Below are 10652 nucleotides of genomic sequence, written 5' to 3' on the forward strand. Positions count from 1 at the left end.
ATGTTAAATATATATTTAACAGACCGAAACGGAAAACTACAAGAGATTGAGGAAATGCAAAAGGGGTGCTGGATTAATGTACTTCATCCAACAGAAGAAGAAATTCAATATCTAGTACAAACTTTAAATGTAGACTTAGATTTCATTAAAGACCCTTTGGATGATGAAGAACGCTCTCGTATTGAAAAGGAAGACAATAATACTTTAATTATCGTCGATATTCCGACAGTTAGACATGACGAAGAAGGAAATTCGATTTATGACACGATTCCAATAGGTATGATTGTGATGCCGGATTGTTTTGTTACAATCTGCTTAGAAGAGAATCCAATTTTTGAACGTTTTATTAATCAACGTATTAAAGAATTTTATACGTTTAAGAAGACGCGCTTTGCACTTCAGCTCTTATATACGATTTCTACTTATTATTTAAGATACTTAAAGCAAATAAATCGAAAAACAATTGATTTAGAGCATCAATTAAATCAGTCAATGAAAAATAAAGAGATTTTCACATTGTTAGGCCTTGAGAAAAGCTTAGTATACTTTACAACGTCATTAAAGGCTAATAAAATTGTAATTCAAAAGTTAATGCGTAATAGTACATTTTTAAAAATGTATGAAGACGATCAAGATTTATTAGAAGATGTATTAATTGAAAATAAACAGGCTATTGAAATGGCGGAAATATATAGTCATATTTTAAGTGGAATGATGAATACTTTTAGCTCCGTTATATCAAATAATTTAAATAGTGTTATGAAACTGTTAACGTCAATTACGATCATTTTATCTTTACCGACGATGGTTTCTAGTTTCTTTGGAATGAACGTAAAGGTTCCGTTTGAAGGAGAAGCCCACGGTTTTGTAATTGTACTCATCATATGTGTAACACTATCTTTCACGTTAGCTTTTGTTTTTTGGAAGAAACGTTACTTTTAACGATAAGAAAGCTGCTCTAGCATAGTTATACAACTACGCTAGAGCAGCTTTTTTGCTATGAAATCTCAAATTTTGAATAGAATATAACTTGTACAATGTAATGTATATAAAGGGTATGTATTCCATATAAGCCTTGTTCAATTAATGAAATGGGGTTAAAATTACATATTGTTAATGAAAAGTTGGAGGAAATACATCATGGAATTGTTTCAATTACCGAAAGCATTCCTGCAAATGAATACAATTTTTATCTCCATATTGATCGAAGCACTTCCTTTCGTGCTCATTGGTGTATTTATTTCAGGATTCATTCAAATGTTCGTGACAGAAGATATGGTGGCAAAATGGATGCCGAAGAACCGATTTCTGTCTGTTTTATTAGCTACTTTTTTAGGTATGTTGTTTCCAGGTTGTGAATGTGGAATTGTTCCGATTGTAAGACGATTAATTGGAAAAGGCGTTCCACCATACGCAGGGATTGCATTTATGTTAACTGGACCTATTATTAATCCAGTTGTATTATTTGCTACTTATGTTGCCTTTGGGAGTAGTATGCACATGGTATGGTATCGTTCTATTGTAGCGATTATCGTAGCCATTATCGTTGGAATTATATTATCCTTTATGTTTAAAGAACATCAATTAAGAGATGATCACTTCCCAGAAGTGAATAATAAGCGTCCACTGCGTAAAAAAATGTGGGATGTATGTACACACGCTGTTGAGGAGTTCTTCTCAATGGGAAAATATTTAGTACTAGGCGCGTTAATTGCAGCAGCGGTACAAACGTTTGTACAAACTTCAACACTTCTTGCTATTGGACAAGGTCCGTTTTCTTCATCAGCTGTTATGATGGGACTTGCTTATATATTATCACTTTGTTCAGAGGCAGATGCATTTATCGCTTCTTCGTTCCAAAGTACGTTTTCAACAGCTTCACTTGTCGCGTTCCTCGTTTACGGACCGATGGTGGATATTAAAAATATGTTTATGATGCTTGCGACATTTAAAACGAAATTTGTAATTGTTGTTATAGTTACAGTTACTCTTGTTGTTTATGCAAGCTCACTACTCATTTATGCGATGGGGTGGTAGGTTATGTTTCGAGCATATATATTATTAGGTTTTACAATATTAATTGCGCAGCTTCATATTTCTGGTAACATTACGAAGTATATCAATATGAAGTATGCCTATTTATCAACAACAGCAGCAATTATTTTAGGTTTCTTAACGATTATACAAATTATCGTCGTTTTCCAAAAAGAGCACCAAAAGGAAAAAGAGAAAAATGATTGCAGTTGCGACCATAGCCATTGCGGGCATGATCATTCAAAAGATGAGAATACATGGTGGAAAAAAGCATTTTCGTACTCATTGTTCTGTTTTCCAATTATCTCAGGGTTATTTTTCCCAATTGCGACGTTAGATTCGGATATTGTTAAAGCGAAGGGCTTTCACTTTCCTGTTGCACAAGCAGAAAGTAAGGATCCATTTATGACAAGACAATTTCTAAGACCTGATACGAGCATTTATTACGGGAAAGAAGGATACCGCGGTGTAATGGAAAAAGGGAAGAAAGAGTTTGTTACGAAAGACAATATTAATTTGAAAGATGAAGACTTCCTAAAGGGTATGGAAACAATTTATAATTATCCTGGCGAGTTTACTGGGAAAAAATTATCTTTTAAAGGGTTTGTTTTTAGAGATGATTCTTCTAAAAAAGAACAATACTTCTTATTCCGTTTCGGTATTATACATTGCGTAGCAGATTCTGGTGTGTATGGTATGTTAGTGAAAAAACCAGAAGGCGTAGAGTGGAATAATGATGACTGGATTCAAGTAGAAGGAGAGATAACTACTGAGTTTTATCAGCCGTTTCATGCGAATATTCCTGTATTAGAAGTAACAAAATGGAATAAAGTTGAACAGCCGAAAGAACAATATGTATTTAGAGGAGCCGATTGATAAAATCGGTTCTTTTTTGTGGACTAAAAGTTCTGAATGTTGTTAATATTAAACGTGTAGTTCATTTAGTATAGTGATTATTGAAATATTAGGGATAGATCATTAAAGGGGTGATAACAATGACAGAAGTAAAGGGGAAAACAGCCAATGAGTCAAGGGTGTTCAAAACGAGCCGAGTCTTCCCAACAGATTTAAATGATCATAACACGCTATTTGGTGGGAAGATATTAGCGGAGATGGATATGGTTGCTTCTATTTCAGCATCCAGACATTCAAGAAAGGAATGTGTCACAGCATCTATGGACTGGGTCGATTTCTTACATCCTGTTCGTTCTTCAGATTGTGTTAGTTATGAATCTTTCGTAATTTGGACGGGAAGAACTTCGATGGAAGTGTTTGTGAAGGTAGTGGCTGAAGATTTAATTTCAGGTGAGAAGCGTATAGCGGCAACGTCATTCGTTACTTTTGTGGCACTTAGTAAGGAAAATAATCCAGTTCCAGTACCGCGTGTTATCCCTGAAACCGAAGAAGAGAAAGAATTACATCGTATTGCTGTGTTACGTGCAGAACAGCGTCATATACGTAAGGCAGAGAGTAAGAAAGTAGCCACATTGTTAACCTTTTGAGATGAATATTTAGCCATTTAAGTTACTATAGCAGTCAGAAATGGTTTTAAAATGAAAAGCGGACACCTAAAAATAGGTGTCCGCTTTTATAGTTTTTTCATCCACATATCATATGGCAGTAGCTACTTAGCAGAAGCAAGCAGCACCGACGATGATTAAGAGGATAAATAATACGACTAATAGCGCAAATCCATTACCATGTGCGAAGCCCATTGTTATTTCCTCCTTTTATTTTAAGATACAACATACAATATGCAAATGAGCTATTGTTTGATATGGACATATATCATGCAATGACATATTTTCTTGAATGATAATGTAATAAAAAAGGGAAGATATAGAAATAACAGTAAGTGGAGAAAGGAATTTATCCATGAAGCACTTTTTCGCTATAATCCTTTGTTTAATAGGTGTATTCATTTGGATGAACATCGATGTAGAAATGGGGAAGGAAATGGCTAGTGAATATGAATTAGGACAAGTTCGATTAGGTGAATTTCAACTACATACGAACGGTGAAGAGTTATATAGAAAATTATTTGAGGATATAAACGATGCAGAAAAATATATATATATCCATTTTTATATTGTAGGAAAAGATGAAATAAGCCAAGAATTTTTACAGTTATTAGAGAAAAAAGCATCTAGCGGAGTAGAAGTGAAATTGTCAGTCGATCGGATAGGTGGATATAAGCTGAAGAAAAAGGTAATTAGCCGATTAAAGGAAAACGGTGTGAAGTTTACATTTAGTAAAAAACCGAAACTGAAAAATGTGTTCTATTCTTTGCATCAACGAAATCATAGACGTATTGTTACGATAGATGGAAAGGTATCATACGTCGGTGGCTTTAATATCGGAAAGGAGTACCTTGGACAAGATCCAAAGTTTGGGCCATGGCGTGATTATCACGTGCGTATCCATGGTGAGGGTGCAGCGGATATGGAAAGAAAGTTCGCCGAAGATTGGAAAGAAGATACAGGAGAAAAAATGCCTATACATGAAAGTATACCTACATTAGGGAATATAAAATATCAATATTTATTTTCAAATGGAAAAGGCTTATGGGAAAAGTATGGGGCACTTTTAAAAAAAGCTAAAAAGTCTTTAATTATAGCTACACCATATTTTGTACCAAGTAAAGAAATGGTGAAAGAGTTAAAAGCTGCATTAAATCGTGGTGTTAATGTGAAAATTCTCGTGCCATTTAAAAGTGATGCCATATTGTTAAAACAAGCTGCCTATCCATATTTGAAAGATATGTTACATGCTGGAGCGGAGATTTATCAATATCGAAATGGATTTTTTCATGGGAAAGTAACAATCATAGATGGGGAAATTGTTGATATTGGGACAGCGAATTTTGATAATAGAAGTTTTTATTTAAATTGCGAGTCTAACTGTATCATATATGATAAAACAGTTGTTGATGAAGTATGGAGTCGATTACAGGTAGACTTTCATAAATCAAAACAATTTTCTGAAGAAGATTTTGAGGAAATTAGTAGATGGGATTGGTTTTTAGCAAGAATAGCGAATGTTTTAGCATCATATTTATAGTATATGGACAAAAGAGAAGGGAGGCGCTTTAATGGACTGTATGAAAGAATTAATGAGATATAGTTATATGCTAATATACAAGGTTGGAGAGTATGCTGGAAAGGTCAGAGACGAAGAATTAAAAAATCTATTACAGCACCATTTACCATATATGTTACAAGCATATAATGAACAAGTAAATTTTCAAGAAGGAGAGAATGTGCAGCATATAACCTGTGAAACAACGGAGTTTGATTTGCATGAAATGGAAAAGGAAACAGTTAGTAAATATACAGGGGATATTCATATTGCAATCAGTTATATTGCGCACTTGAAACGATTAGCTTTAAAGTTTGCTCAAGTTGCAGTGGAAGTTGCTAATCCAGAGTTTCGCTCATTTTTGGAAAATTGTTTCCTGAAAATGAACCGTTACGCTTATAGTGTGTGGCAATATGTTATGAAGAAGGAATATAAGATTACACATCTATATGAAAATGAAAAGTTTGCATGAGAAACTAAGGCGAAATGGTATGCGCCTTAGTTTTTTTACGTCCATTGAGAGAAAAAACTAGTTTTATTGTGTATCGATTGGAAATGAAATAAAATCAGGTTTTGTTATCAGAAAATTTACAAAAATTTACCGTATATTTACTGTTTTTCAATCTCTCCTTTAAAAATAGAGAGTAATATGAGGTTGTACATATTCTATCACAAGGAGGAAACGCAAATGAATAAATGGGTTAAATCATTAACTGCTATGGCACTTGCAAGTTCTTTATTAATGGTAGGTTGTAGTAAAGGTGAGGACAAGAAGAAAGAAGACGACACAACAACACAACAAGAGGATAAAAAGGATAAAGAAACAAGCGGAACCGAGAAGTCTACTGATTCTAAAGAAAAGAAATAAAGTAATAATAAAGCTTCCTCTCATATATGAGGAAGCTTTTTTGTTGTAAATTTATTGAGATTATTGAAAAATAGAAAGAGAATGAAAGAGGGGGAAAACAAATGAAAGTATGTATATTGGGAGCAACAGGACGAGTAGGTTCAAACATAATTAATTTAGCATTAAAGGATTCAGCTGAAGTGAATGCATTAGCGCGTGATTTAAATAGAATAGAAATACAACATGAAAGGCTACGAGTGATAGAAGGTAATGTATTGAACGAAAATGATATAAAGAAAGTGATAGAAGGAAGCGATATAGTAATTAGTGCACTTGGAACGGATCAAAATGGAACATTAGGGAAGAGTATGCCACAAATCATTAAGCAAATGGAAGAAGAAGGGGTTCGTAGAATCATAACAATAGGAACAGCTGGTATTTTACAAGCAAGAACAAATCTAAATTTATATCGTTTTCAATCAACGGAATCAAAAAGGAAAACGACAACGGCAGCGGAAGATCATTTGGCTGCATATAAAGTACTAAGTAATAGTAATAATTTATGTTGGACAGTTGTTTGTCCGACACATTTAATAGATGGTGAGGCGACAGAGGTATATCGAACTGAAAAAGATATATTGCCAGAGGGTGGATCAAAAATTACAGTGGGTGATACAGCACACTTTGCATGGGATCTATGTAAGAAAAACATATATGAAAATAGTCGAGTAGGTATTGCATATTAAAAAAACCATCCCGAAGTCGGGATGGTTAAAAGATGATATAACACAAGAAGATGATAATCATAATGATTTGGAGAATTGCTTTCGCTACTGTACTGCTTAAAAAACCAACTACAGTAGCGACTCCAACTAGAAAGGCATCTTTTGGCGCTTTTTTATGCACTAGTTCTGTTATAAATACTGATAAGAACGGTATGATAATAAGTCCGAATGGCGGGAAGAAGAACGATCCGACAATGATAGAAATCATTCCGACACGTTCGCCCCATTTAGAACTACCGTATTTTTTTAAGAAATATCCATTTGCAATAAAATCAGCAACGAAAATGAAAAGAGTGAAAATGACTTGAATAATCCAAAAAGAAGTTGTTAATTCGCCTCCATTTATACCGAAATGGTAAATCAAATATCCAGCCCAGACAGCTAGTATGCCAGGGATAATTGGATAAATGAAGGCGAGAAATGAAACAATGAAACAGGCAATGATACAAATTGTTAATAAAACAGTCACTTTATAGCTCCTTTTTAATATCTAGTTTATGTACAGCAACTTTTTTGACTTGATGTCCATCAAGTTCTAATACTTTAAATTGAAAACCAGCATATTCAATGGAGTAGCCAGCTTCAATATTTAAGTCAACTGCTTGAGAAAGAAGCCATCCTCCGATTGTATCTAAATCACTATCATCAATATGTAGGCCAAACATATCATTTACTTCAGAAATAAGCACCTTTCCATCTAAAACAGTAAGCTTAGGTGTACGCTTTTCAATCATAGGTGATTCATCCGCATCGAATTCATCTTGAATTTCTCCAATGATTTCTTCAAGAATATCTTCCATCGTTAAAAGTCCAGCAGTACCACCATATTCATCCATAACGATTGCCATCTGAACGCGATTTTTTTGAAGGTGGACTAATGTTTTACGAATTGGAACTGTTTCAAATACAGTTAGAACAGGATGTATATAAGATTCAAGTGGTTTATAAATACCTTTCGTTTGATCATGGAATACTTCTTTCGTATTGATCATCCCAATGATATCATCTTTATCTTTTTCGATAATTGGATAGCGTGTATATTTTTCAGTAGCGACGATATCCATATTTTCTTCTAACGTATTTTCAGTAGATAAGCAAATCATTTCGGTACGAGGAACCATAATTTCTTTTGCAACTCGATCATCAAATTCAAAAATGTTATTTACATATTTATATTCGGTTTGGTTTATTTCACCGCTTTTAAAACTTTCACCTAAAATGAGTCGCAATTCCTCTTCAGAATGAGCAAGTTCACTTTCTTTCGCAGGTTCTAATCCGAGTAATTTTGTGAAAAATATAGCTGTACTATTGAGTAGCCAAATGAATGGGTACATAATTTTATCAAATAAAATAAGCGGTCTTGCAAATTTGAGTGTGATTGCTTCTGCTTTTTGAATTGCGAAAGACTTTGGAACTAATTCACCTAATACAACGTGGAAAAAGGTAATAACACTAAAGGCAATAACAAAAGATAAAGTGTTAGCCATTGTTCCAGTAATATTAATTTTTTCAAAGAGCGGTCGTAGTATATGCTCCACAGTTGGTTCACCAAGCCAACCAAGCCCTAAAGAAGTGATTGTAATTCCGAGCTGACAAGCTGATAAATAAACATCTAAATTAGATAGGACGCTTCTTGCAGCTAAAGCTTGTTTATTACCTTCATTTGCAAGTTGGTCAATTCGACTTTTTCGTACTTTTACAACAGCGAATTCTGATGCAACGAAAAAGCCAGAAATAAGAATAAGTACAAAGATGAGAAAAATATTTAATATGTCCAAGCGTGTTCTCCATTCCAAGGTTTGGAATAAAGATGTCACCTCCTGCAATTATGTTATACTTTTATAATAAATCCAAATGAAAAGAATAGTCAAAGGAAAAGGGTAAATATTGGTATGTTTCTGTAATAGTTTTTGAATTTGCTGTTATTTTGTCCGCTATACAAAAGGAATAACCCCCTACTTTTAGATTATAGAGGGTTATTTTAAATTAAGGTTTTGGAACACTTCTCGTTAAAGTGTATGACTGTTGCTTGGAGTAGTTTGTGGTCCATAGTGTTTGAAGGAAAGAAAGTATGCTATATGGGATATAGAGTAGTAATAAGCCGATTGTAACAATTATGGGTGAATTTCCGCCAAATTGAACGATAAATTGTAACAGTCCATTTGCATGAAAAACGCATTCCATAAAAACGAATGAAAGAATAATGGAACCTAAAATTGATTTATGATTCGAAGTAAGCGCCAAAAACAATGTATCCACAAGAAAAGAATCATGTTTTAGTTCATATTCATTTGTGTTTTTTAAGAAAGGAATCCATTTTTTTACTGCTTGCATAACGATAATCATGGAAGTACTACATACGATGATAAATGATGAGTAGTAAGGAAGGTTTATAAATTGTGCGATGTATAGAAGTAGTAATAAGACTGAACATTGTAATACTACAGTGCAAAAAGAGTAAGGTATCCATTTCAATACAGTAGTAAACTTTTTAAACGAGTTAGGTACTTTGAAAAATAAATGGCCGATACCCAAACTTATGAAAAATCCGATCGCAAGGGTAAAAGTAAAACGAACAATCGATATAAAATATATTTCCCATATGTAAGGGAATAATGGTGTTGAATGATTAGAAGTATGTATCATTTGGTTTGCTGAGAAAAAGATAGATTCATGCATCCAATCAACCTTTGGAATTGATATAGAAGAAAGCTGTGCGAAGTTTTGAAAAATGCTAATAAATCCATTTTGATAAGAATAATTGTGTGTAATAAAAAGAGCTGGAATAGGACTTATGGCAAAAATAACAATAATACCAATTATAAATTTACATATATGTGAGCGTAATAAGGACATATAACCACCTACTCTTAGAATATTCAGAAAATTCTTATTCTTATTTTAGCTTTTTTTGAAAGAAGTTACAATATATTTTTCATTCAGTAATTCAGAGAGAAGATTTGATAGCAAAAATATGCAAGTGAAGGATTCATGAATAAATTATGACAAGAAAATGAATAATTTTCAGAAAAATAAAATAAATTATTTATTTTTTTCTGAAAATATAATATAGTTATGGCACAGAAAGTATTTTAACATAAGGAGGCTATTTATGAGGATTAAAGGGAATTACGTACCGAAAAGGGAAGTTTTACTGTGCTCAAGTTCGATTACGATAGGGGAAGCGTTAGAGCATTTAAATAAAACGGGGTATCGTTGTGTACCAGTTTTAGATGAAAAAAAAGAGAAATTTTTAGGGAATATATATAAAGTAGATATTTTAGAATATAAAGGATCACTTGATGAGAGTGTAATACAATTATTAAACGATAAAGAAGGATTTGTGAGAGAAGATTCATCTTTCTTTAAAGTATTTTTTACAATAAAAAAATTGCCTTATTTATCAGTAGTTGACGAAAAAGGGGTTTTCCTTGGAATTTTAACGCATAAAAAAGTTTTTGAGTTATTAGAGGATGCATGGGGTGTTCACTCTAGTAAATACTCTGTCATGATTGGAACGCAAGACTATAATGGAGCAATCCAAAAGTTATCGACAGTTTTAAAGAAATACACTGGTATTCAAAGTTTGATGACTTTTGATAATGATGCCTTATTAGTTCGTAGAATTATGTTTACATTAGGAGAAGAGTTTAACGACGGTGAATTAGAGACATTATTGAAAGATTTAGAAGATCACGGATTTAGAGTTGTGTATGTGGAAGAGATGAAAAATCCACGTGAAGTTGAAACGATAGAGTAACATACAAAAGCCATCTAAATTTGAAGTGCACCCCAATTGTTAGACACAGTCTAACAATTGGAGGTGCATTTTTTATGGCTAAATTTTCTTCAAAAGAAAAAATCCAAGCGGTGAAACGATATTTAGATGGTACAGAAAGTGGAAAAAT

13 protein-coding genes are annotated in these 10652 nt (G+C 33.2%); 9 read left to right on the forward strand and 4 right to left on the reverse strand.

Features of this window, described 5'->3' with window-relative positions; genetic code table 11:
* The 4 genes from GBN78_RS25950 to GBN78_RS25965 all read left to right on the forward strand — a co-directional run bounded on the left by GBN78_RS25950 (position 1) and on the right by GBN78_RS25965 (position 3536).
* Positions 1–942 carry a magnesium transporter CorA family protein gene (locus GBN78_RS25950; RefSeq protein WP_000932389.1) on the forward strand — a complete coding sequence of 314 codons (942 nt, stop codon included), beginning with the start codon at positions 1–3 and terminating at the stop codon, positions 940–942.
* A gap of 198 nt (positions 943–1140) precedes the next feature.
* Complete coding sequence (locus tag GBN78_RS25955) at positions 1141–2037, forward strand: permease (protein WP_000418716.1); 897 nt, start codon at positions 1141–1143, stop codon at positions 2035–2037.
* Between the two features lie 3 nt (positions 2038–2040).
* Complete coding sequence (locus GBN78_RS25960; RefSeq protein WP_000488043.1) at positions 2041–2910, forward strand: TIGR03943 family putative permease subunit; 870 nt, start codon at positions 2041–2043, stop codon at positions 2908–2910.
* A 119-nt stretch (positions 2911–3029) separates the two neighbouring features.
* Entirely contained in the window at positions 3030–3536 is a 507-nt protein-coding gene (locus GBN78_RS25965) for an acyl-CoA thioesterase (protein ID WP_000141164.1), read from the forward strand.
* A 126-nt stretch (positions 3537–3662) separates the two neighbouring features.
* On the opposite strand, the gene GBN78_RS25970 is transcribed toward GBN78_RS25965, so the two are convergent.
* Positions 3663–3749, reverse strand: a complete 87-nt coding sequence (locus GBN78_RS25970; protein ID WP_000505094.1) for a YjcZ family sporulation protein — start codon at positions 3747–3749, stop codon at positions 3663–3665.
* 160 nt (positions 3750–3909) lie between these two features.
* Here GBN78_RS25970 and cls point away from each other — a divergent pair, with 160 nt between their 5' ends.
* The 4 genes from cls (at position 3910) to GBN78_RS25990 (ending at position 6705) form a co-directional block, all read left to right on the forward strand.
* Positions 3910–5094 (forward strand): cardiolipin synthase, encoded by a 1185-nt coding sequence (gene cls, locus GBN78_RS25975; RefSeq protein ID WP_152127860.1) that lies wholly within the window; start codon positions 3910–3912, stop codon positions 5092–5094.
* A gap of 31 nt (positions 5095–5125) precedes the next feature.
* A complete protein-coding gene (locus tag GBN78_RS25980) occupies positions 5126–5584 on the forward strand; it encodes a spore coat protein (protein WP_000340540.1) in 459 nt (152 codons plus the stop codon).
* Between the two features lie 216 nt (positions 5585–5800).
* Complete coding sequence (locus GBN78_RS25985; protein ID WP_001045960.1) at positions 5801–5980, forward strand: hypothetical protein; 180 nt, start codon at positions 5801–5803, stop codon at positions 5978–5980.
* 101 nt (positions 5981–6081) lie between these two features.
* On the forward strand, positions 6082–6705 hold the full coding sequence (locus GBN78_RS25990) for an NAD(P)-dependent oxidoreductase (RefSeq protein WP_000861639.1): 624 nt from the start codon (positions 6082–6084) through the stop codon (positions 6703–6705).
* Positions 6706–6730: 25 nt separating this feature from the next.
* On the opposite strand, the gene GBN78_RS25995 is transcribed toward GBN78_RS25990, so the two are convergent.
* The 3 genes from GBN78_RS25995 to GBN78_RS26005 all read right to left on the reverse strand — a co-directional run bounded on the left by GBN78_RS25995 (position 6731) and on the right by GBN78_RS26005 (position 9600).
* The gene (locus tag GBN78_RS25995) at positions 6731–7213 is read right to left on the reverse strand and encodes a DUF456 domain-containing protein (protein ID WP_000217334.1); all 483 of its coding nucleotides are present in this window, start codon (positions 7211–7213) and stop codon (positions 6731–6733) included.
* 1 nt (position 7214) lies between these two features.
* Positions 7215–8522 carry a hemolysin family protein gene (locus GBN78_RS26000; protein WP_000353738.1) on the reverse strand — a complete coding sequence of 436 codons (1308 nt, stop codon included), beginning with the start codon at positions 8520–8522 and terminating at the stop codon, positions 7215–7217.
* 208 nt (positions 8523–8730) lie between these two features.
* Positions 8731–9600 carry a hypothetical protein gene (locus GBN78_RS26005; RefSeq protein ID WP_000055261.1) on the reverse strand — a complete coding sequence of 290 codons (870 nt, stop codon included), beginning with the start codon at positions 9598–9600 and terminating at the stop codon, positions 8731–8733.
* Positions 9601–9856: 256 nt separating this feature from the next.
* Here GBN78_RS26005 and cbpA point away from each other — a divergent pair, with 256 nt between their 5' ends.
* A complete protein-coding gene (cbpA, locus tag GBN78_RS26010; protein ID WP_001220526.1) occupies positions 9857–10504 on the forward strand; it encodes a cyclic di-AMP binding protein CbpA in 648 nt (215 codons plus the stop codon).
* The last annotated feature ends 148 nt before the right edge of the window (positions 10505–10652 follow it).

Origin of the sequence: Bacillus sp. B2-WWTP-C-10-Post-4 (assembly GCF_009183805.1) — a bacterium.
Classification (GTDB): Bacteria; Bacillota; Bacilli; order Bacillales; family Bacillaceae_G; genus Bacillus_A; species Bacillus_A cereus.